Origin of the sequence: Streptomyces sp. NBC_01190 (assembly GCF_045039895.1) — a bacterium.
GTDB lineage: Bacteria > Actinomycetota > Actinomycetes > Streptomycetales > Streptomycetaceae > Actinacidiphila.
In genome coordinates this window covers 1,171,712-1,192,879 of the sequence record NZ_CP108580.1, presented here as the reverse complement: position 1 = coordinate 1,192,879, position 21,168 = coordinate 1,171,712, and the positions used below count along the sequence as shown (strand labels likewise).

18 protein-coding genes are annotated in these 21,168 nt (G+C 71.6%); 14 read left to right on the top strand and 4 right to left on the bottom strand.

Features of this window, described 5'->3' with window-relative positions; all coding sequences use genetic code 11:
* The first annotated feature begins 110 nt into the window (after positions 1-110).
* The 8 genes from ruvC (at position 111) to OG519_RS04990 (ending at position 9,612) form a co-directional block, all read left to right on the top strand.
* A complete protein-coding gene (gene ruvC / locus OG519_RS05025; protein ID WP_405579181.1) occupies positions 111-650 on the top strand; it encodes a crossover junction endodeoxyribonuclease RuvC in 540 nt (179 codons plus the stop codon).
* A complete protein-coding gene (gene ruvA, locus OG519_RS05020; RefSeq protein ID WP_405579179.1) occupies positions 647-1,258 on the top strand; it encodes a Holliday junction branch migration protein RuvA in 612 nt (203 codons plus the stop codon). The genes ruvC and ruvA overlap by 4 nt, the downstream gene beginning before the upstream one ends.
* A 100-nt stretch (positions 1,259-1,358) precedes the next feature.
* Complete coding sequence (gene ruvB, locus OG519_RS05015; RefSeq protein WP_405579176.1) at positions 1,359-2,492, top strand: Holliday junction branch migration DNA helicase RuvB; 1,134 nt, start codon at positions 1,359-1,361, stop codon at positions 2,490-2,492.
* Between the two features lie 164 nt (positions 2,493-2,656).
* Entirely contained in the window at positions 2,657-3,193 is a 537-nt protein-coding gene (yajC, locus tag OG519_RS05010) for a preprotein translocase subunit YajC (protein WP_405579173.1), read from the top strand.
* A 79-nt stretch (positions 3,194-3,272) separates the two neighbouring features.
* Positions 3,273-5,066 (top strand): protein translocase subunit SecD, encoded by a 1,794-nt coding sequence (gene secD / locus OG519_RS05005; protein ID WP_405579171.1) that lies wholly within the window; start codon positions 3,273-3,275, stop codon positions 5,064-5,066.
* Complete coding sequence (secF, locus tag OG519_RS05000) at positions 5,066-6,265, top strand: protein translocase subunit SecF (RefSeq protein WP_405579168.1); 1,200 nt, start codon at positions 5,066-5,068, stop codon at positions 6,263-6,265. Before secD ends, secF begins: the two co-directional genes overlap by 1 nt.
* Positions 6,266-6,440: 175 nt before the next feature.
* Complete coding sequence (locus OG519_RS04995; RefSeq protein WP_405579166.1) at positions 6,441-7,001, top strand: adenine phosphoribosyltransferase; 561 nt, start codon at positions 6,441-6,443, stop codon at positions 6,999-7,001.
* A gap of 145 nt (positions 7,002-7,146) precedes the next feature.
* Positions 7,147-9,612 (top strand): RelA/SpoT family protein, encoded by a 2,466-nt coding sequence (locus OG519_RS04990; RefSeq protein WP_405579164.1) that lies wholly within the window; start codon positions 7,147-7,149, stop codon positions 9,610-9,612.
* A 74-nt stretch (positions 9,613-9,686) separates the two neighbouring features.
* Here OG519_RS04990 and OG519_RS04985 read toward each other — a convergent pair whose 3' ends face one another.
* Both OG519_RS04985 and OG519_RS04980 read right to left on the bottom strand, forming a co-directional pair.
* Entirely contained in the window at positions 9,687-10,916 is a 1,230-nt protein-coding gene (locus OG519_RS04985) for a DUF349 domain-containing protein (RefSeq protein WP_405579161.1), read from the bottom strand.
* A 295-nt stretch (positions 10,917-11,211) separates the two neighbouring features.
* On the bottom strand, positions 11,212-12,057 hold the full coding sequence (locus OG519_RS04980; protein WP_405579159.1) for a peptidylprolyl isomerase: 846 nt from the start codon (positions 12,055-12,057) through the stop codon (positions 11,212-11,214).
* A gap of 260 nt (positions 12,058-12,317) precedes the next feature.
* Between OG519_RS04980 and OG519_RS04975 the strand changes: the two genes are divergently transcribed.
* The 5 genes from OG519_RS04975 to OG519_RS04955 all read left to right on the top strand — a co-directional run bounded on the left by OG519_RS04975 (position 12,318) and on the right by OG519_RS04955 (position 17,306).
* Entirely contained in the window at positions 12,318-13,028 is a 711-nt protein-coding gene (locus OG519_RS04975; protein WP_405579156.1) for an MBL fold metallo-hydrolase, read from the top strand.
* 73 nt (positions 13,029-13,101) lie between these two features.
* Positions 13,102-14,412 (top strand): histidine--tRNA ligase, encoded by a 1,311-nt coding sequence (gene hisS, locus OG519_RS04970; RefSeq protein WP_405592472.1) that lies wholly within the window; start codon positions 13,102-13,104, stop codon positions 14,410-14,412.
* A 108-nt stretch (positions 14,413-14,520) separates the two neighbouring features.
* Entirely contained in the window at positions 14,521-15,177 is a 657-nt protein-coding gene (locus tag OG519_RS04965) for a vitamin K epoxide reductase family protein (protein ID WP_405579153.1), read from the top strand.
* A 68-nt stretch (positions 15,178-15,245) separates the two neighbouring features.
* A complete protein-coding gene (locus tag OG519_RS04960; protein ID WP_405579151.1) occupies positions 15,246-15,941 on the top strand; it encodes a gamma-glutamyl-gamma-aminobutyrate hydrolase family protein in 696 nt (231 codons plus the stop codon).
* Positions 15,942-15,950: 9 nt separating this feature from the next.
* A complete protein-coding gene (locus OG519_RS04955) occupies positions 15,951-17,306 on the top strand; it encodes a replication-associated recombination protein A (RefSeq protein ID WP_405579148.1) in 1,356 nt (451 codons plus the stop codon).
* A 33-nt stretch (positions 17,307-17,339) separates the two neighbouring features.
* Here OG519_RS04955 and OG519_RS04950 read toward each other — a convergent pair whose 3' ends face one another.
* Positions 17,340-18,134: a DUF2470 domain-containing protein gene (locus OG519_RS04950; RefSeq protein WP_405592470.1), complete on the bottom strand. Its 795-nt coding sequence runs from the start codon at positions 18,132-18,134 to the stop codon at positions 17,340-17,342.
* A 124-nt stretch (positions 18,135-18,258) separates the two neighbouring features.
* On the opposite strand from OG519_RS04950, the gene rpsD reads away from it, so the two are divergent.
* Positions 18,259-18,870 (top strand): 30S ribosomal protein S4, encoded by a 612-nt coding sequence (gene rpsD / locus OG519_RS04945; protein ID WP_405579145.1) that lies wholly within the window; start codon positions 18,259-18,261, stop codon positions 18,868-18,870.
* On the opposite strand, the gene OG519_RS04940 is transcribed toward rpsD, so the two are convergent.
* Positions 18,858-21,059 carry an ATP-binding protein gene (locus tag OG519_RS04940; RefSeq protein WP_405579143.1) on the bottom strand — a complete coding sequence of 734 codons (2,202 nt, stop codon included), beginning with the start codon at positions 21,057-21,059 and terminating at the stop codon, positions 18,858-18,860. The genes rpsD and OG519_RS04940 overlap by 13 nt on opposite strands.
* Between the last annotated feature and the right edge of the window lie 109 nt (positions 21,060-21,168).

Genomic DNA, 21,168 nt, shown 5'->3' with positions numbered 1-21,168 from the left:
ACACCCGCCCGGCCCGCGCCCGTTCCCGCCGCTGATTGTCGGTGCCAACCGATAGCCTGCGCGAACGGCTGGACAACAGTGCGCAGGGACCGTACGGAGGGAGGGGCCCGATGCGGGTACTCGGCGTGGACCCCGGACTGACCAGGTGCGGGGTGGGCGTGGTGGACGGCACCGCGGGTCGGCCCCTGACGATGGCCGGTGTCGGAGTGGTGCGCACCCCCGCCGACGCGCCGATCGGCCATCGGCTGGTGCTGATCGAGCGGGGTCTGGAAGCGTGGCTCGACGAGTTCCGGCCGGAGGCGGTCGCGGTGGAGCGGGTCTTCAGCCAGCACAACGTGCGCACCGTGATGGGCACCGCCCAGGCCAGCGCGGTGGCCATCCTGTGCGCGTCCCGGCGCGGCCTGCCGGTCCATCTGCACACCCCCAGCGAGGTCAAGGCGGCCGTCACCGGCAGCGGCCGCGCCGACAAGGCCCAGGTGGGCGCCATGGTCACCCGGCTACTGCGGCTCGACGCCCCGCCCAAACCGGCCGACGCCGCGGACGCGCTGGCCCTGGCCATCTGTCACATCTGGCGCGGCACCGCCGCCAACCGCCTCCAGCAGGCCGTGGCCGCGCACCGGACCGTACGACCTCAGGAGCCCGCCCAGTGATCGCCTTCGTCAGCGGCCCGGTCGCCGCCCTCGCCCCCGACGCCGCGGTCATCGAGGTCGGCGGTATCGGCATGTCCGTGCAGTGCGCGCCCGGCACCCTGGCCGCGCTGCGGATCGGGCAGCCCGCCCGGCTCGCCACCTCGCTGGTGGTCCGCGAGGACTCCCTCACGCTCTACGGCTTCGCGGACGACGACGAGCGGCAGGTCTTCGAGCTGTTGCAGACCGTCAGCGGGGTCGGGCCGCGGCTGGCCCAGACGATGCTGGCCGTGCACGCCCCGGACGCGCTGCGGACCGCGGTGGCCGCCGGGGACGAGAAAGCGCTGATGGCGGTGCCCGGGATCGGCAAGAAGGGGGCTCAGCGGCTGCTGCTGGAGCTCAAGGACCGGCTGGGCGCTCCGGTGGGTCCGGGCGCGGCCCGCGGCCTCGGCAGCCCCGTGGGCACCTCCTGGCGCGAGCAGCTCCATGCGGCACTGCTCGGCCTGGGGTACGCCACCCGGGAGGCGGACGAGGCGGTCGCCGCCGTCACCCCACAGGCCGAGGCCACCGCCGAGCCGAACATCGGCGCGCTGCTGCGGGCCGCCCTGCAAACCCTCAACCGCACCCGCTGACGGCGGGCGCGAGCCCGTACCGCCGCCGCCCGACCCGCCTGCCGACCGCCCGACCGCCCGACGCAACCGATCGATCCGCCCGCTGACCCGAGAGACCACGATGAACTGGGACGACGCCACCGCCGAGCCGGAGCGACTGGTCGGCTCCGCCGCCGACCGCGAGGACCAGGCGGTGGAGGCGGCGCTGCGTCCGAAGGACCTGGGCGAGTTCATCGGGCAGGAGCGGGTGCGCCAGCAGCTCGACCTGGTGCTCAAGGCCGCTCGTCAGCGCGGCGGCACCGCCGACCATGTGCTGCTCTCCGGGGCTCCGGGACTCGGCAAGACCACCCTGTCCATGATCATCGCCGCCGAGATGGGCGCCCCGATCCGGATCACCTCGGGCCCCGCCATCCAGCACGCCGGCGACCTCGCCGCGATCCTCTCCTCGCTCCAGGAGGGCGAGGTGCTCTTCCTCGACGAGATCCACCGGATGTCACGGCCCGCCGAGGAGATGCTCTACATGGCGATGGAGGACTTCCGGGTCGACGTCATCGTCGGCAAGGGCCCGGGCGCCACCGCGATCCCGCTGGAACTTCCCCCCTTCACCCTGGTCGGCGCCACCACCCGGGCCGGGCTGCTGCCGCCGCCGCTGCGCGACCGCTTCGGCTTCACCGGCCATATGGAGTTCTACGCGCCCGCCGAGCTGGAACGGGTGATCCACCGCTCGGCCGGCCTGCTGGACGTCGAGGTGTCCGTCGACGGCGCCGCCGAGATCGCCGGCCGCTCCCGCGGCACCCCCAGGATCGCCAACCGGCTGCTGCGCCGGGTCCGTGACTACGCCCAGGTCAGGGCCGACGGCGTGATCAGCCGCGAGATCGCGGGACAGGCCCTGGAGGTCTACGAGGTGGACGCCCGCGGCCTGGACCGGCTCGACCGGGCGGTGCTGCACGCGCTGCTGAAGCTCTTCGGCGGCGGCCCGGTCGGTCTGTCGACGCTGGCGGTCGCGGTCGGCGAGGAGCGGGAGACGGTGGAGGAGGTCGCCGAACCGTTCCTGGTCCGCGAGGGTCTGCTGGCCCGTACTCCCAGGGGCCGGGTGGCGACCCAGGCCGCGTGGACGCATCTCGGCCTGGTGCCGCCGTACGCCGGCGGGACCGGCGGGGCTTCCGGCGGCGTGTCGGGCGGCGGCGGCGCGGGTCCCGGCGCGCCCGGGACAGGTGGGGCGGGACCGGGACAGACCGGGCTGTTCGGCCCATGAGTCCCGATAGACTCGTCGGTTCAGGAACCCCGGTGCCATGCTTGGCGTTGTTCCAGCGGCGAGCCAGCGCTTAGACTCCGCCGACGCCCTTCCTCCGGATCGGCACTCACATCCCGAAACCCAGGCCGGACCCCACGCCGGCCGCGCGAAGGAACGTCCACACCGTGAACCTCGTCACTATTCTTCCCCTGATCCTGATCGTCGGCGTCATGCTCATGATGACGCGATCGGCCAAGAGCAAGCAGCGGCAAGCCGCGGAGATGCGCAACCAGATGGAGCCGGGCGCGGGCGTCCGCACCATCGGCGGCATGTACGCCGTGGTCAAGGAAGTCAATGACGAGACGGTGCTCCTGGAGCTGACCGACGGTGTGCACGCGCACTTCGCCAAGAACGCCATCGGTACGGTGTTGAGCGAGGGTGAGTTCAACCGGATCGTGCACGGCATCGAGCCGGAGGACGTCGACCTGGAGACGGCGGAGGGCGCGGAAGCCGCCGAGCCGGTCGACGTCACCAAGACCGGTCTCCCCGGTGCCGCCGATTCCGTGGTCGCCGGGGATGTCGTGGCGCCGGAGAAGGTGTCCGTCCCGGACGACGCCCGCCCGAACCTTCAGAAGAAGGACGCCGACGATCACGGTCCGGCCGATCCGGACAAGGCCGGAGAGGTGCTGGTGCAGGACGACTCCAGCGCCGGCTCCAAGTAGAGGTCCGGCCCTCACATCACTCGTGGCCACCCCCTGAGCGTGCAGGCCCGGGGGCGGTAGGACAGGGAGAATCAAGAAGGTGGCAGCAGCCAAGAAGGGCCGCAGGTCCTCGGGGAGCCAGGGCTATCCCGAGCGCGCCCTTGCCGTGATCCTCATCGCCCTGGTGGCGCTGACCGGAGGGATCTTCCTCTCCGGGCACAAGACCCCCCGGTTGGGCATCGACCTCGCGGGCGGTGTCAGCATCACGCTGACCGCCAAACCCCACCAGGGGGACGTGGTCAACAAGGCCAACATGAACACCGCGGTGAACATCATCAACCAGCGGGTCAACGGTCTTGGTGTCTCCGAGGCCGAGGTGCAGACCCAGGGCTCGAACACGATCATCGTGGACATCCCCAAGGGTGTGAACGCCGACACGGCCGAGAAGCAGGTGGGCACCACCGCGCAGCTCTACTTCCGGCAGGTGCTCACGGAGGTCGCCGGCACGCCCACGGCCCCCGCGCCCGCCCCGTCCGGGACCCCGAACCCGTCCGGCAGCGCGACGCCCAAGCCCACCGGGACGGCGAAGCCCACCAGCACGGGGAAGCCCACCTCCACCCCGTCGTCCACCGGGACCCCGCAGGGCCGGGCGGTCAGCGACGCGCTGAAGTCGACCGTGGACAAGGCCCCCACGCCGGTCCCGACTGCCCCCCCGGCCACGCCGGGCGCCGCGGACACGCCACCGCCCGCGACCGCGCCCACCACCCCGGGCGCCGATCTGTCGATCCCCGCCGAGCTCCAGACCCGGCTGGCCAAGCTGGACTGCACCAAGCCGGAGCAGCGTGCCAACGCCAGCGAGGGCAGCAAGCCCACCGACAAGGTCATCGCCTGCGGCCAGGTCGGCAAGACCTGGGTCAAGTACGCGCTCGGCCCGTCCCTGATCGACGGCAAGAACGTCTCCGGCGCCAACTCCGCCTTCGACACCCAGCAGGGCAACGGCTGGGTCGTCAACCTGAACTTCGACTCCAAGGGCGCCAGCGCGTTCACCAAGGTGACCGGCGACCTGGCGCAGCAGCAGTCGCCGAACAACCAGTTCGCGATCGACCTCGACGGTGACGTCGTCTCCGCCCCGTCGGTCTCCTCCGCGCTGCCCGGCGGCAGCGCCCAGATCTCCGGCAGCTTCACCCAGGCCAGCGCCGACGACCTGGCGAACGTGCTGAAGTACGGCTCCCTGCCGCTGGCCTTCCAGATCTCCGACAAGACCACGGTCTCCGCCGCACTCGGCGGTGAGCAGCTCCGCGGCGGTCTGATCGCCGGTTCGGTCGGTCTGGCCCTCGTCGTGCTCTACATGTTCGCGTACTACCGCGGCCTGGCCGGGGTGGCGATCGTCAGCCTCCTGGTGTCGGCCGCGCTGACCTACACGATCATGTGTCTGCTCGGCCAGGCGATCGGCTTCGCGCTGAACCTGCCGGCGGTCTGCGGCGCCATCGTGGCCATCGGCATCACCGCCGACTCCTTCATCGTGTTCTTCGAACGCATAAGGGACGAGCTGCGGGAAGGCCGCTCGCTCCAGCCGGCGGTGGCTCGCGGCTGGCCGCGCGCCCGGCGCACCATCCTGGTGTCGGACTTCGTGTCCTTCCTCGCCGCGGCGGTGCTCTACGTGGTCTCCGTCGGCAAGGTCCGGGGCTTCGCCTTCACCCTCGGTCTGACCACCGTCCTCGACGTCGTGGTGGTCTTCCTCTTCACCAAGCCGCTGATGACGATCCTGGCCCGCCGGCTGTTCTTCTCCCAGGGACACAAGTGGTCCGGACTCGACCCGAAGAGCCTCGGCGTCAAGTCCCCGCTGCGCCGTGTCCGCCGTACGCCCAGCAGCACCGAGACGAAGGAAGCCTGATGTCCAAGCTCGGCAATCTCGGTCACCGGCTGCACCGGGGCGAGATCAGTTACGACTTCGTCGCCAAGCGCAGGATCTGGTACGGGGTCTCGATCCTGATCACGATCACCGCGATCATCGGCCTCGCCGTCAACGGTCTGAAGGAGGGCATCGAGTTCTCCGGCGGCGCCGTCTTCAACACGCCGAAGACGTCGATGTCGGTCTCCGAAGTGCAGCACAAGATCGCCGGCGACACCGGTGAGAACGACGCCACCGTGCAGAAGCTCGGCAACGGCGGTATGCGTATCCAGGTCGGCGGGGTGTCCACCGATGAGTCGAAGCAGATCCAGACGTCCATCGCCAAGGACCTGGGCATGCCGAAGACCAAGATCGACGCCGAGATCGTCGGCCCGAGCTGGGGCAAGGAGATCTCCAAGAAGGCCCTTGAAGGTCTGATCATCTTCCTGGTCCTGGTGGTCATCTATCTGGCCATCGCCTTCGAGTGGCGGATGGCCGTGGCCGCGCTCGTCGCCCTGCTGCACGACCTCACCATCACCACCGGTGTCTACGCCATCGTCGGCTTCGAGGTCAGCCCCGGTACGGTCATCGGTCTGCTGACCATCCTCGGTTACTCCCTCTACGACACCGTCGTCGTCTTCGACGGTCTGAAGGAAGCCAGCAAGGACCTCACCAAGCAGAACCGCTTCACCTTCAGCGACATCGCCAACCGCAGCCTCAACGGCACCCTGGTGCGTTCCATCAACACCACGGTGGTCGCGCTGCTGCCGGTCGCCGCGCTGCTCTTCATCGGCGGCGGCATCCTCGGCGCCGGCACGCTCAACGACATCGCGCTCGCGCTGTTCGTCGGCCTCACCGCCGGTGCGTACTCCTCGATCTTCATCGCGACCCCGATCGTGGCGGACCTCAAGGAGCGCGAGCCGCAGATGAAGGCGCTGCGCAAGCGGGTGCTGGCCAAGCGGACCGCCGACGCGGCCAAGGCCCAGCAGGCGGCGGCGAACGGCCAGCCGCTGCCCACGAGCGACGAGGAGGCCCTGGCGGACGACGAGCCGGTGGACGACGACGAGGCCACTCCGGCCGGCGCCGGCGTGGTCGGCCCGCGCGGCCAGAGCCCGGTCGCCGGCACCCGGCCGGCGCGCACCCAGCCGGTCAACCGCGGCAACCGGGGCGGTCGCGGCCGCCCCTCCGGCAAGCGCCGCTGAGCGTCCCGCTCCCCGTCACCACCGCTCCACCACCCGTCGCCGCCCGGTCCGCCACAGGACCGGGCGGCGACGGCCGTTGGAGAAAAACGCCAGACAACGCCAGAGAACGTCCTAGAACGCAAGAGAACGTCAGAGAACGTCAGAGAACGTCAGAGAAAACGAGGGATCAAGCACGATGACCACGACGGAAGTCGCCTCCGCCGAGCTGCGGGCCCTGCTGCTCTCCCGGATCCGGGACGTGCCGGACCATCCGCGGCCCGGGGTGACCTTCAAGGACATCACCCCGCTGCTCGCCGACCCGGTCGCCTTCAACGCCCTGGTGGACGCCCTCGCCGCGCTGTGCCGCCGGCACGCCGCCACCAAGGTCGTCGGCCTCGAAGCCCGCGGCTTCATCCTCGCCGCCCCCGCCGCGGCCCGCGCCCACCTGGGCTTCGTACCGGTCCGCAAGGCCGGCAAGCTGCCGGGGGAGACGCTGGGGCAGAGCTACGAGCTGGAGTACGGCACCGCCGAGATCGAGGTGCAGACCACCGCCTTCGCCCCCCAGGACCGGGTCATCGTCATCGACGACGTCCTCGCCACCGGCGGCACCGCCGAGGCCGCCGTCGAGCTGATCCGCCGGGCGGGCGCCACCGTGGTCGGCGTCGCCGTCCTGCTGGAGCTCGGCTTCCTCGGCGGCCGCGACCGCCTCACCGCCTCCCTCGGCGCCACCCCCCTCGACACCCTGGTCGCCGTCTAGGGTCTGTCGTTCGGACCCTGGCCCCGCGCGCCCCCGGGACCCGGCGGCCTTCCGCCGGGCGCCCGGGGGCTCCCTTGCACCTCCGGGCGCCCGCCTCGCGCCGTACGCCGATACCATGGAAGACCTACCCGCGTGAGGAGTGCTCTTGCCAGACAAGGCCCAGCCACTCGACGCCACAGGCGGGACGGAACCGGTGAGCGGCCGGACGGAAGCCCCCGCCGACACCGCCGGTGGCACCACAGAAGCCGCGGCCAAGCCGGCGACCCCCGCCGTGCGGCCGGTCCGTACGCCCGGCAGCGTGGCGCCCACGCGCCCGGGCGCCTCCTCCAGCAGGGTCCGCGCCCGGCTGGCGCGCCTCGGCGTACAGCGCTCCAGCCCGTACAACCCGGTCCTGGAGCCGCTGCTGCGCGTCGTGCGGGGGAACGACCCCAAGGGCGACAGCGCCCACCTCCGGCAGATCGAGCAGGCGTACCAGGTCGCCGAGCGCTGGCACCGCGGTCAGAAGCGCAAGAGCGGTGACCCGTACATCACCCATCCGCTCGCCGTGACCACGATCCTGGCCGAGCTGGGCATGGACCCCGCCACCCTGATGGCCGGGCTGCTGCACGACACCGTCGAGGACACCGAATACGGCCTGGACACGCTGCGCCGCGACTTCGGCGACCAGGTGGCGCTGCTGGTGGACGGCGTCACCAAGCTGGACAAGGTCAAGTTCGGCGAGGCGGCGCAGGCCGAGACGGTCCGCAAGATGGTCGTCGCCATGGCCAAGGACCCGCGGGTACTGGTCATCAAGCTCGCCGACCGGCTGCACAACATGCGGACCATGCGCTATCTCAAGCGGGAGAAGCAGGAGAAGAAGGCCCGCGAGACGCTGGAGATCTACGCCCCGCTGGCCCACCGGCTGGGCATGAACACGATCAAGTGGGAGCTGGAGGACCTCGCCTTCGCGATCCTCTACCCGAAGATGTACGACGAGATCGTCCGGCTGGTCGCCGAGCGCGCGCCCAAGCGGGACGAGTACCTGGCCGTGGTCACCGACCAGGTGCAGCAGGACCTGCGGGCGGCCCGCATCAAGGCCACCGTCACCGGCCGGCCGAAGCACTACTACAGCGTCTACCAGAAGATGATCGTCCGCGGCCGGGACTTCGCCGAGATCTACGACCTGGTGGGCATCCGGGTGCTGGTCGACACGGTGCGCGACTGCTACGCGGCGCTCGGCACCATCCACGCGCGATGGAACCCGGTCCCCGGCCGGTTCAAGGACTACATCGCGATGCCCAAGTTCAACATGTACCAGTCGCTGCACACCACGGTGATCGGCCCCAGCGGCAAGCCCGTCGAACTGCAGATCCGCACCTTCGACATGCACCGCCGCGCCGAGTACGGCATCGCCGCGCACTGGAAGTACAAGCAGGAGGCCGTGGCCGGCGCCTCCAAGGTGCGCACCGACAGCCCGCGCTCGGACAAGAAGGACGACGCGGTCAACGACATGGCGTGGCTGCGGCAGCTGCTGGACTGGCAGAAGGAGACCGAGGACCCCGGCGAGTTCCTGGAGTCGCTGCGCTTCGACCTCTCCCAGAACGAGGTCTTCGTCTTCACGCCCAAGGGCGACGTGATAGCGCTGCCGGCCGGCGCCACCCCGGTGGACTTCGCCTACGCGGTGCACACCGAGGTCGGCCACCGCACCATAGGCGCCCGCGTCAACGGCCGCCTGGTCCCGCTGGAGTCCACCCTCGACAACGGCGACACCGTGGAGGTCTTCACCTCCAAGGCGGCCGGCGCCGGGCCCTCCCACGACTGGCTGGGCTTCGTCAAGTCACCGCGGGCCCGCAACAAGATCCGCGCCTGGTTCTCCAAGGAGCGCCGCGAGGAAGCGGTCGAGCAGGGCAAGGAAGCCATCGCCCGCGCGATGCGCAAGCAGAACCTGCCGATCCAGCGGGTGCTCACCGGGGACTCCCTGGTCACGCTCGCCCACGAGATGCGCTACCCCGACATCTCCGCGCTCTACGCGGCGATCGGCGAGGGGCACATCACCGCGCAGTCCGTGGTGCAGAAGCTGGTCGACGCGCTCGGCGGCGAGGAGGGCGCCACCGAGGACATCGCGGAGATCACCACCCCCACCCAGGGCCGCAGCAAACGGCGGGCCAACGCCGACCCGGGCGTCATCGTCAAGGGCGTCAGCGACGTCTGGGTCAAACTGTCCCGCTGCTGTACCCCGGTCCCCGGCGATCCGATCATCGGCTTCGTCACCCGTGGCAACGGCGTGTCGGTGCACCGGGCGGACTGCGTCAACGTGGAGTCGCTCTCCCAGCAGCCCGAGCGGATCATCGACGTCGACTGGGCGCCCACCCAGTCCTCGGTCTTCCTGGTCGCCATCCAGGTCGAGGCGCTGGACCGGGCCCGGCTGCTCTCCGACGTCACCCGGGTGCTGTCCGACCAGCATGTCAACATCCTGTCGGCGGCGGTGCAGACCTCACGGGACCGGGTGGCCACCTCGCGCTTCACCTTCGAGATGGGCGACCCGAAGCACCTCGGGCACGTGCTGAAGGCCGTCCGCGGCGTGGAGGGCGTCTACGACGTCTACCGCGTCACCTCGGGCCGCCAGCGCTGAGGTCCGGACACGGCTGAGGGGCGGGACCTCGACGGTCCCGCCCCTCAGTTGTTGGTGCCCGGCGGGTCGGTCGATCAGCCGCCGAGCTCCTGCATGCCCTTGAGGGCGGAGTCGAGCAGCGCCTGCCGGCCGTCCAGCTCCGCCTGGAGCTTGTCGGCCTTCGCGGTGTTGCCCGCCGCGCGCGCCGCCTCGATCTGCGTACGCAGCTTGTCGACGGCCGCCTGGAGCTGCCCGGTCAGACCGGCCGCCCGCGCCCGGACCTCCGGGTTGGTGCGCCGCCACTCGGCTTCCTCGGTCTCCTGGAGCGCCCGCTCGACCGTGTGCATCCGCGCCTCGATCCGCGGCCGGGCGTCCCGCGGCACATGGCCGATGGCCTCCCAGCGCTCGTTGAGGGAGCGGAACGCGGCCCGCGCCGCCCGCAGATCCGTCACCGGGAGCAGCTTCTCGGCCTCGGTGACCAGCTCCTCCTTCAGCGCCAGATTGTCCCGCTCGCTGCTGTCCCGCTCGGCGAACACCTCGGAGCGGGCGGCGAAGAACACGTCCTGCGCGCCGCGGAAGCGGTTCCACAGGTCGTCCTCGGCCTCGCGCTGGGCGCGGCCCGCCGCCTTCCACTCCGCCATCAGCTCGCGGTATCGGGCCGCGGTCGGCCCCCAGTCCGTCGAGCCCGACAGCGACTGCGCCTCGGTGACCAGCTTCTCCTTGATCCGTCTGGCGTCCTCGCGCTGCGCGTCGAGTGAGGCGAAATGCGCCTTGCGGCGCTTGGAGAAGACCGAGCGGGCGTGGCTGAAGCGGTGCCACAGCTCGTCGTCCGCCTTGCGGTCCAGGCGGGGCAGGCCCTTCCAGGTGTCCACCAGGGCGCGCAGCCGCTCGCCCGCGGTACGCCACTGCTCGCTCTCGGCCAGTTGCTCGGCCTCGGTGACCAGCCTCTCCTTGGCGGCCTTGGCCTCCTCGTTCTGCTTCGCCTTGGCGACCCGGCGCTCCTCGCGCCGGGAGTCCACCAGGGCGACCAGCTCGTCGAGACGCCGGCCCAGCGCCTCCAGGTCACCGACCGCGTGCGCCCCGGACACCGAGGCCCGCAGATGCTCGATCGCGGCCAGGGCCTCCTTGGGGGCGAGATCGGTGGTCCGCACCCGCCGTTCCAGGAGGCCGATCTCCACGACGAGCCCCTCGTACTTGCGCTCGAAGTAGGCGAGGGCCTCCTGCGGAGAGCCCGCCTGCCACGAACCGACCTCCTTCTCCCCCTCGGCCGTACGCACGTACACGGTCCCCGTCTCGTCGACGCGGCCCCACGGGTCGCTGCTCACAGCGCCTCCTCCACGTGATGCCCGGCCGCATGACACCGGCGGGCATCCTCCACAGTTTCTCTCCGGCCGGGCCGCACGCCCTGACCGGTCCAACGCCAACATAGGCGACCGGCGCCCCGGCTGTCCGCATCCAATACGGGGCCCAATCGTGAATCAGATACCGATCAGGTCTCGGGCGCCGTCTTCCCGGGCCCGCCCGGCCGGACGGACCGGACGGACCCGGGCAGGAAGCGGGCCGACCGGTCCGCCTCAGCCGCCTGGGAAGCTGAGGAAGCTGAGGAAGCCGCCGCCCGGTTCAGGACTGGGTGACGGTCGCCTTGTCGATCACCACGGTGGCGTTGGGTGCGCCGTCGCCCTGGCCTGAGCTCTCACCGGCGCCGGCGATCTTGGTGAGCACCTTCAGGCCGTCCGCGCCGATCGTGCCGAACGGGGTGTAGCTCGGGGCCAGCGGGCTGTCCTTGTAGACCAGGAAGAACTGGCTGCCGCCGGTGTGCGGCTGGCCGGTGTTGGCCATCGCGATGGTGCCGGCCGGGTACGTGACCGAGCCGCTGGCACCGGCCTTGCCGAACGCCGTCAGGTTCTCGTCCGGGATGGTGTAGCCGGGGCCGCCGCTGCCCGATCCGGTCGGGTCGCCGCACTGGAGCACGTAGATGCCGGCGGTGGTCAGCCGGTGGCACTTGGTGTGGTCGAAGAAGCCCTTGTCGGCCAGGAACTTGAAGGAGCTGACGGTCTCCGGGGCCTTCGCCGCGTTCAGCGCGATCGGGATCGCGCCGCAGGTGGTCTGGAGGGTGAAGGTGTACTTGGCGGTCTTGTCGATCGACAGCGCCGGAGCGGTCTTCCACTGCTGCTTGCCCGGCGTCCCGGCGGCGGGCTTGGCGCACGGGTCGGCGGCGGGCTTGGCCGGGGTGGTGGGCGTCGCCGCGGGCGCTGAGGCCTTCGCGGCGGCGTCGCTCTTCTTGTCGCTGCCGTCGAAGGCGCCGCCGAGCCAGGCACCGCCCACACCGGCGATGACCACCACGGCGACCGCGGCGATGACCGCGTTGCGCGTCCGCGACTTGTGCCGCAGCTCAACCCTGCGCTGCTGCTGCCGCTCGAACTTCTCCCGGGCGAGCTGTCGCCGCCGCTGGTCCTTGGTGACCACTTCGCCGTCTCCGTCGTTAGTGTTGTTTGGGTCGTTTGGGTCAGTGTGTGTCCGGTGTGACGCCTGTCGAGCACGCCGTGTCGCTGCGCAGATCTTCGCGTCCCGCAAGCGCGCAGTCCAGTCCACGTACCAGCCTTCGGGGCGCGATACGAGTTCGCGACGGTCCCATGGTCGCCGGTAGGCTCGTGGAACGGATCGTGCACCACCGAGCTGTGAATCGGTGATCTTGGATCACCTGGCCGGACGACAGAAGGACGAACGTGCTCATTGCCGGGTTCCCCGCCGGGGCCTGGGGCACCAATTGTTACGTGGTCGCCCCCGCCGCCGGCGAGGAGTGCGTGATCATCGACCCGGGTCATCTCGCGACCCAGGGCGTCGAGGACACCGTCGCCAAACACCGGCTGAAGCCGGTCGCCGTCATCCTCAGCCACGGCCACCTCGACCATGTGGCCTCCGTCGTCCCGATCTGCGGCGCCCAGGGCATCCCCGCCTGGATCCACCCCGAGGACCGCTACATGCTCAGCGATCCGGAGAAGGCGCTCGGCCGCTCCGTCGGGGCGCAGTTGATGGGCGAGCTGACCGTGGGAGAGCCGGACGACCTGCGGGAGCTGACCGACGGCTCGGCGCTGCGGCTGGCCGGTCTGGAGTTCTCCGTCGCGCACGCGCCCGGCCATACCAGGGGGTCGGTGACGTTCAGGATGCCCGAGGCGGCCGACCTTCCGTCGGTGCTGTTCTCCGGTGACCTGCTCTTCGCCGGCTCCGTCGGACGCACCGACCTGCCCGGTGGGTCCACGGACGAGCTCTTCGCGTCGCTGGCCCGGGTGTGCCTGCCGCTCGACGACTCGACCGTGGTGCTCTCCGGCCACGGCCCCCAGACGACCATCGGCCGCGAGCGCGCCGCCAACCCCTACCTGGGCAAGGCGGCCCGCGGCCTCGGCGCCGGTGATCCGGCTCCGCGACGAGGATTGTGACGATTCCGCTGTGAGCGCTGAGAAGAGTGCTGAGACTTCCGCCCCGACGTCCGACCCGGCGTCGGTGAACCCGGTGACCCCGGCCGGCCCGCAGTCCCCGGCCAATCCGCAGCCCCCGGCCGGTACGGCCTTCCGGGCCCCCAAGGGCACCTACGACCTGCTGCCGCCGGACTCGGCGACCTACCTCGCCGTGCGCGAGGCCATCGCCGCCCCGGTCCGCCGGGCCGGCTACGGCTATGTCGAGACACCCGGCTTCGAGAACGTGGAGCTGTTCTCCCGGGGCGTCGGCGAGTCCACCGACATCGTGACCAAGGAGATGTTCACCCTCACCACCAAGGGCGGCAGCCGGCTCGCGCTGCGGCCCGAGGGCACCGCGTCGGTGCTGCGGGCGGCCCTGGAGGCCAATCTCCACAAGGCAGGCAATCTGCCGGTCAAGCTCTGGTATTCCGGCTCCTACTACCGCTACGAACGCCCGCAGGCCGGCCGCTACCGGCACTTCTCCCAGGTCGGCGCCGAGGCGATCGGCGCGGAGGACCCGGCGCTCGACGCCGAGCTGATGATCCTCGCGGTGGACGCCTACCGTTCGCTCGGCCTGCGGAACTTCCGGGTGCTGCTCAACTCGCTGGGCGACAAGGAGTGCCGTCCGGTCTACCGGGCCGCGCTCCAGGACTTCCTGCGCGGCCTCGACCTGGACGAGGAGACCCGGGAGCGGATCGAGATCAACCCGCTGCGGGTCCTCGACGACAAACGGGAATCCGTCCAGCGTCAACTCACCGACGTCCCGCTGATCACCGATCACCTGTGCGAGGCGTGCAAGGCCTACCACGAGCAGGTCCGCGAGCTGCTGACCGAGGCCGGGGTCGGCTTCGAGGACGACCCCAGGCTGGTCCGGGGCCTCGACTACTACACCCGCACCACCTTCGAGTTCGTGCACGACGGGCTCGGCTCGCAGTCCGCGGTCGGCGGCGGCGGGCGGTACGACGGCCTGTCCGAGATGATCGGCGGTCCGTCGCTGCCGTCGGTCGGCTGGGCGCTCGGCGTGGACCGTACGGTGCTGGCGCTGCGGGCCGAGGGCGTCGAGCTGCCGCTGCCCCGGGTCACCGACGTCTACGCGGTGCCGCTCGGCGAGGACGCCCGGCGGGCGCTGTTCACCGCGGTCACCGCGCTGCGCAGGGCCGGGGTCGCCGCCGACTTCGCCTACGGCGGCAAGGGCATGAAGAACGCCATGAAGTCCGCCAACCGCTCCGGTGCGCGCTTCGCCCTCGTCGCCGGAGAGCGTGATCTGGCCGAGGGCGTGGCGCAGCTCAAGGATCTGGAGAGCGGCGAGCAGGGGCCGGTGCCGCTCGACGAGATCGTCACCACCGTCAAGGAACGGCTGGCCTGATCCGCTCGTCCGAGGTATCAGGGCGGTCAGGACTTATCCCGTCCTCACCGCCCTGGTGCACAATGAGGGGTGCCCGCCCCACGGCCCCCCCAGTAGAGATCGGCGATCATGACGACTTCCGCTCTTGACGAGAAGCGAACGGACGGCGACAGCGAGGAGCGTCCTGCCGAAGGCATCGCGGCGGGACGCGCGTACACCTGGCTGCTGCTCATCTGCGGCGCGCTGGGCCTGCTGGCGGCCTTCGTCATCACCGACGACAAGTTCAAGCTGCTCCAGGCCAAGGTCGACGGCAAGACCTACACCCCGGCGTGCAGCCTGAACCCGATCATCTCCTGCGGCAACGTCATGCAGAGCGCGCAGGCGCACGCCTTCGGCTTCCCGAACCCGATCATCGGCCTGGCCGCCTACCCGGTGCTGATGTGTCTGGCGGTGGGCATGTTCGCCGGGGCCCGCTACCGCTCCTGGTTCTGGCTCGGTCTCCAGGCCGGCACCCTCTTCGGCGTCGTGTTCTGCTCCTGGCTCCAGTACCAGTCGCTGTACAGCATCGGTTCGCTCTGCCTGTGGTGCTGCCTGGCCTGGGTCGTGACCATCGCCGCGTTCTGGTACACCGCCGTGCACAACATCAAGCACCGCGTGATCAAGGTGCCCGAGGGCGTCCGCTCCGCGGTGCTGGAGTTCCACTGGGTGGTGCCGGTGCTGTGGTACGGGGTGATCGCCACCCTGATCCTGGCCCGTTGGTGGGCGTACTGGCAGACCCTCGTCTGAGGAGTCCCGGGGGTCAGGGTCGGAGGATCTCAGGGCGGCCGCGGAGGCTTGCGGAGAGCGGGGGCGGCGTGCTGGTCGGGATAACCACCTATGTGGAGCGGGCGCGCTGGGGCGTCTGGGAGCAGGACGCGGCCCTGCTGCCGTACGACTATGTGCGGTCGGTACGGGCGGCCGGCGCGATCGCCGTGCTGCTGCCGCCCGACCGCCCGGCGGCGGCGGCCGAGGTGGTGGCCCGGATGGACGCGGTGATCGTCTCCGGCGGACCCGATGTGGACCCCGGGCGTTACGGCCAGGTCCCGCACCCGCGGACCGTGCCGGCCCTCCCCGAGCGGGACGCGTGGGAGGCGGCGGTGCTTCAGGCCGCCCTGGAGCGCGGCAGGCCGCTGCTCGGTGTCTGCCGCGGCATGCAGCTCCTCAACGTGGTCCTCGGCGGCACCCTCGTCCAGCATCTCGACGGGCATGTGGGGGAGCCGGGCCGGTTCGGCAGCCACCGGGTGACACCGGTGTCGGGCACGCTGCTGGCCGGGCTGATGCCGGAGGCCGCCGATGTGCCGACCTACCATCACCAGGCCGTCGACCGGCTCGGCTCCGGACTGACGGCCGCCGCGCACGCGGACGACGGGACCGTGGAGGCCGTCGAGGCGGCGGGCGGCGGCTTCGCGCTGGGCGTCCAGTGGCACCCGGAGGCCGGCACCGACCCCGGCCTCCTCACCGGCCTGCTCGCCGCCGCACGAAACAGCGGCACTGTCACCGCGGTGACCTAGGCTTCAGGTGTGGAGCCAGATCTGTTCACCGCCGCTGTCGAGGACCGACAGGAGCGGGAGCCCAGCAGCAGTCCCCTCGCCGTACGGATGCGACCGCGCGTCCTGGACGAGGTGGTCGGTCAGCAGCACCTGCTGCGCCCGGGATCACCGCTGCGCCGGCTGGTGGGGGAGGGCGGGGGCGGGCCGGCCGGACCCTCGTCGGTGATCCTCTGGGGTCCGCCCGGCACCGGCAAGACCACCCTCGCGTACGTGGTGAGCAAGGCCACCAACAAGCGGTTCGTCGAGCTGTCCGCGATCACCGCCGGGGTCAAAGAGGTCCGCGCGGTCATCGAGAGCGCCAAGCGCGAGTCCGGCGGCTATCAGCGCGAGACCGTGCTCTTCCTGGACGAGATCCACCGCTTCAGCAAGGCCCAGCAGGACTCCCTGCTGCCCGCGGTGGAGAACCGCTGGGTGACACTGATCGCGGCCACCACCGAGAACCCCTACTTCTCGGTCATCTCCCCGCTGCTGTCCCGCTCCCTGCTGCTGACCCTGGAATCCCTCACCGACGACGACCTGCGCGGCGTGGTGCGGCGGGCGCTGACCGAGGAGCGCGGCCTGGCCGGCGCGGTCACCCTCCCCGAGGACGCCGAGGCACATCTGCTGCGGATCTCGGCCGGCGACGCCCGGCGGGCGCTGACCGCCCTGGAGGCCGGTGCGGGATCGGCGATCGCCAAGGGCGAGGACACCATCACCCTGGCCACCCTGGAGGAGGCCGTCGACCGGGCGGCGGTGGCGTACGACCGGGACGGCGACCAGCACTACGACGTGGCGAGCGCGCTCATCAAGTCCATCCGCGGCTCCGACGTGGACGCGGCCCTGCACTATCTGGCCCGGATGATCGACGCGGGCGAGGACCCCCGCTTCATCGCCCGCCGGCTGATGATCTCGGCGAGCGAGGACATCGGCCTCGCCGACCCCACCGCGCTACCGACCGCGGTCGCCGCCGCGCAGGCGGTGGCGATGATCGGCTTCCCCGAGGCGGCACTGATCCTCAGCCACGCCACCATCGCCCTGGCCCTCGCCCCGAAGTCCAACGCGGCCACCCTCGCGATCGGCGCGGCGCTCGCCGACGTCCGGGCGGGCAAGGCCGGCCCGGTGCCCGCGCATCTGCGCGACGCCCATTACAAGGGCGCCAAGAAGCTCGGGCACGGCGCCACTTACCAGTACCCGCACGATGTGCCGGGTGCGATCGCGGCGCAGCAGTACGCCCCGGACGCGCTGCACGGTGTGCGGTACTACGCCCCGACCCGGTACGGCGCCGAGGCACGCTACTTCGATGTGCTGGAGCGGGTCAGGAAGCGGCTGGCCGGCCAGGAGGAGTAGGCCGGCCCGCCCCTGACGGCTCCCGGCGGGGGCTCAGCCCTCCCGGGCCGCCGCGAAGAGCGCCCGCACCCCGCGCCGGGCGCCCGCCATGTCCGCCACCGGTTCCGGGAAGTCGAAGCGCGCGTCGAAGACCCCCTGCTCGGCGGTGAAGCGCACCCGCAGCCCGAACCGGTCGAGTCCCAGCGGGACCGCAGCGAGGGCCGCCCGGGGGGAGCAGTCGCCGCCGTCCACCGCCGGCCGGCCCGAGGCCGCGACGAGCCCGCACAGCAGCCCGACCTCGGCGGCATGGACGGCGGCCAGGTGCTGGAGCACCTCCGTCTCGTGACCGGCCAGCGGATCGGCCACCGCGTCGGCGAACTCGTCCGGCTCCACCACCTCGGTGCCCCACAGGTCGTCCACCGAGATCTCCCCGGGTTCGAGCCGCAGCAGTTCCGTACCGGCTTCGTAGGCGCCGCCCGGCACCCGGGTGAGCCAGCCCGCGATCCAGGCCCGGCCCCTGATCCGGTGCGGCACGGCGACCGGCGCCACATCCGTGATCTCCAGCACAGCGGCCACCTCGTCCGCGCCCCCGGCGGCGGCGTTCTCCGCCGCCCGTACCGCGCGTACGGCGGGCGCGTCGCGCGCGAAGAGCAGGAAGACGTCCCCGGCCGGCCCCACCGAGTGGCGCAGCGGCGTCAGTGGCCCGTCGAGGGCGTTAAGAGCGTTAAGAGCGTCAAGGGCACTGTCGGGCGTGTCCAGGCCGGGAATGGCCAGCGCGAGCGACGGGTTACCCTCGACGAGAGTTCGCGCGCGCTCGGCGGCCGAGGGCTGCTGGGGCGCCTCCTCCATTTCGGGACGCGGCTGACCGTGCTCCGACGGGTTCGAGACGTCGGGCAAGGGGTTCCCTGGACGGATCATGCGCACTCCTCAGTTAAGGTAAGCCTTACCTAATTTACACGGAGGTTCGACGCACGTGAATCAGTCGCGTCCCAAGGTCAAGAAGTCCCGGGCGCTGGGTATCGCGCTCACCCCGAAGGCGGTCAAGTACTTCGAGGCCCGGCCCTACCCGCCGGGTGAGCACGGCCGTGGCCGCAAGCAGAACAGCGACTACAAGACCCGGCTGCTCGAGAAGCAGCGGCTGCGCGCGCAGTACGACATCAGCGAACGGCAGATGCAGCGCGCCTACGACCGCGCCAAGAAGGTCGAGGGCAAGACCGGCGAGGCGCTGATCGTGGAGCTGGAGCTGCGCCTTGACGCGCTCGTGCTGCGGTCCGGGCTCGCCCGCACCATCTACCAGTCCCGCCAGATGGTCGTGCACGGCCACATCGAGGTCAACGGCCGCAAGGTCGACAAGCCGTCCTACCGGCTGCGTCCCGAGGACGTGGTCCAGGTCCGCGAGCGCTCCCGGGAGAAGACCCCCTTCCTCGTCGCCCGCGAGGGCGGCTGGGCCGGCGAGGGCGAGACCCCGCGCTATCTCCAGGTGAACCTCCAGTCGCTGGCCTTCCGGCTGGACCGTGACCCGAACCGCAGGGAGATCCCGGTGCTCTGCGACGAGCAGCTCGTGGTGGAGTACTACGCCCGCTGATCGCCGATGCCCGCCGCCTCACCCGGGGCGGCGGGCCCGTGCGGCCGGGGCCCGGGGCCGGCTGACCGCCGCCCGGCCCGGCCCGGCGGCCGCTCCAGCGCCCGCCGCACCGCCCCGTCCAGGTCCAGCCGGCCGCCCTCCACCAGCGCCGCCGCGTAGACCGACTCGCCCAACTCCTCGCGCAGGCGCCCCTCGCAGACCGTGTACGGTGCGCGGAAATAGCGCGAGCCGAAGAGCCGCGGCCCCACCGACTCCCATTGCCGGCCCGCCGCGCCCTGAAGCACGGCGGCCTCGTGCGGCGCCCCCTCTTCCTCGGCGATGAGGGCCAGCAGCTCCAGCGTCAGGACCGCGCCCACCAGGTCGTGGAAGGGGTACTCGATGGCGAGCGCCTCCTCGGCCAGCCGCCGGGCCCTGGCCGGATCCTCGTCGAGCCAGGCCGCGTAGGCCAGCACATAGAGCGCGTAGGCCGACGCCCAGCGCTCGCCGTGGTCCCGGCAGATCTCCCTGACCTCCTGGGCCAGCCGGATCGCCTGCGGCACATCGCCCTGGAAGGCGACCGCCATCGCCAGCTCGACCTGGCCCATCAGCACCGTGCTGTTCAGCTCGCCGATCCGCCGGTAGCGCAGTAGCGCGTCGCCGATGAGGTGTTCCGCGCGCGGCATGTCGTCCGAGACCAGTGCGAGACAGCCCAGCCGGTGCACCGCGTACGCCTCGGCCGCCGCGTTGCCGCTCGCCGCCGCCGCCAGCCGGCACTCCTGGAGCGCGGCGAGCGAGGTCGCCGAGTCGCCCTGGAGCAGCGTGACATAGCCGAAGACCCACATCACCTTGGCGCGCGCCTCGGTGGGCGCGTCGGACACGCCGAGCGCCCGCTCCAGCCAGTGGCGGCCCTCGCCGAGCCGCCCGAAGCCGACCCAGCAGAACCAGAGCGTGGCCGCCAGATACTGGCCGACCGCCGGGTCCTCGGCCGGCTCGCCCAGCGCGCCGGCCAGGCTGAAGTCGAGCGCCAGCCGCAGATTGGGCAGGTCGGTGGCGACCCGGGTGGCCACCTCGCCCTGGCGCGGGCTGAACCACTCCAGCTCGCACCAGGTGGCCAGGCCCAGGTACCAGTCACGATGCCGGCGCCGCATCCGGGTCTCGTCGCCGAGCGCGGCCAGCCACCCCGCGCCGTACTCGCGGACGCTCTCCAGCATCCGGTAGCGCACCTGCCCGTCCGGTCCCTCCTCCCGGCTGAGCACCGAACGGTCGACGAGCTCGGCGACCGTCTCCGCGACACCTTCCCCGGCGTCCCCGGCGTCCCCGGCGTCCCCGGCTCTGCCGGCTTCCCCGGCCAGTTCCGGCCCACCGCACACGTACTCCACCGCGTCGAGGTCGAAGCGGTCGGCGAAGACCGAAAGCCGTGCCCAGAGCAGCCGTTGGGCCGGTGTGCACAGTTCGTGGCTCCAGCCGATGGTGGTACGCAGCGCCCGGTGCCTGACCGGGGCGCTGGGGTCGCCGCCGGTGAGCAGCCGGAAGCGGTCGTTGAGCCGTTCCAGCAGTTGGTCGACCGACAGCGCCCGCAGCCGTACCGCCGCCAACTCCAAGGCCAGCGGCAGCCCGTCGAGCCGGGTGCACAACTCGGCGACGGCGGCCGCGTTGTCACGGGTGACGGTGAAGCCGGGCAGCACCGCGGCGGCCCGCTCGGCGAAGAGCCGTACCGCGTCGCCGGTGGCCGGCAGCGGGGACAGCGCCTGGAGCCGTTCCCCGGTGATGCCGAGCGGCAGCCGGCCGGCCGTCAGCACCCGCAGGGCCGGCGCCCGGCGCAGCAACTCGGCGATCAGTGCGGCCGCCGTACGGTGCAGCAGATCGAAACCGTCGAGGACCAGCAGCAGTTCACGGTCGGCGAGATGCTCGGCGAGGGCCAGCCGGGGCGCCCTGGTGCTGTGCTCCGACAGCCGCAGCGCGTCCGCGACCGTCTGGTCCAGCAGCGTCGCGTCGCGTACCCCGGAGAGTTCCACCAGCCAGACCCCGTCAGGGAAGCGATCCCGCAGCGTCCGCGCCGCCCGCAGCGCCAGCCGGGTCTTGCCCACACCGCCGGTTCCGGTGACCGTGACCAGCCGCTCGCGCGCCAGCAGCCCCGAGAGTTCGGCCAGTTCGTCGCCGCGGCCGATGAAGCCGGTCAGCTCGGCCGGGAGGTTGCCCGCCATTCCCATGGTGCACGGAGCGTACTGGTGTGAACGCTTTAGGTAAAATCCGCTCCCGGAGCGGCGGCCGATCTGCTACAGATCCCCGCGCCCCCGCTCACCGCCCACCGCCACGCGC

Excerpts from the sequence above, each read along its gene's own strand:
- ruvB (WP_405579176.1), top strand. The coding sequence starts at position 1,359 with ATGAACTGGGACGACGCCACCGCCGAGCCGGAGCGACTGGTCGGCTCC.
- OG519_RS04950 (WP_405592470.1), bottom strand. The coding sequence starts at position 18,134 with ATGGAGGAGGCGCCCCAGCAGCCCTCGGCCGCCGAGCGCGCGCGAACT.
- OG519_RS04965 (WP_405579153.1), top strand. The coding sequence starts at position 14,521 with ATGACGACTTCCGCTCTTGACGAGAAGCGAACGGACGGCGACAGCGAG.
- OG519_RS04995 (WP_405579166.1), top strand. The coding sequence starts at position 6,441 with ATGACCACGACGGAAGTCGCCTCCGCCGAGCTGCGGGCCCTGCTGCTC.
- secF (WP_405579168.1), top strand. The coding sequence starts at position 5,066 with ATGTCCAAGCTCGGCAATCTCGGTCACCGGCTGCACCGGGGCGAGATC.
- OG519_RS04940 (WP_405579143.1), bottom strand. The coding sequence starts at position 21,059 with ATGGGAATGGCGGGCAACCTCCCGGCCGAGCTGACCGGCTTCATCGGC.
- ruvC (WP_405579181.1), top strand. The coding sequence starts at position 111 with ATGCGGGTACTCGGCGTGGACCCCGGACTGACCAGGTGCGGGGTGGGC.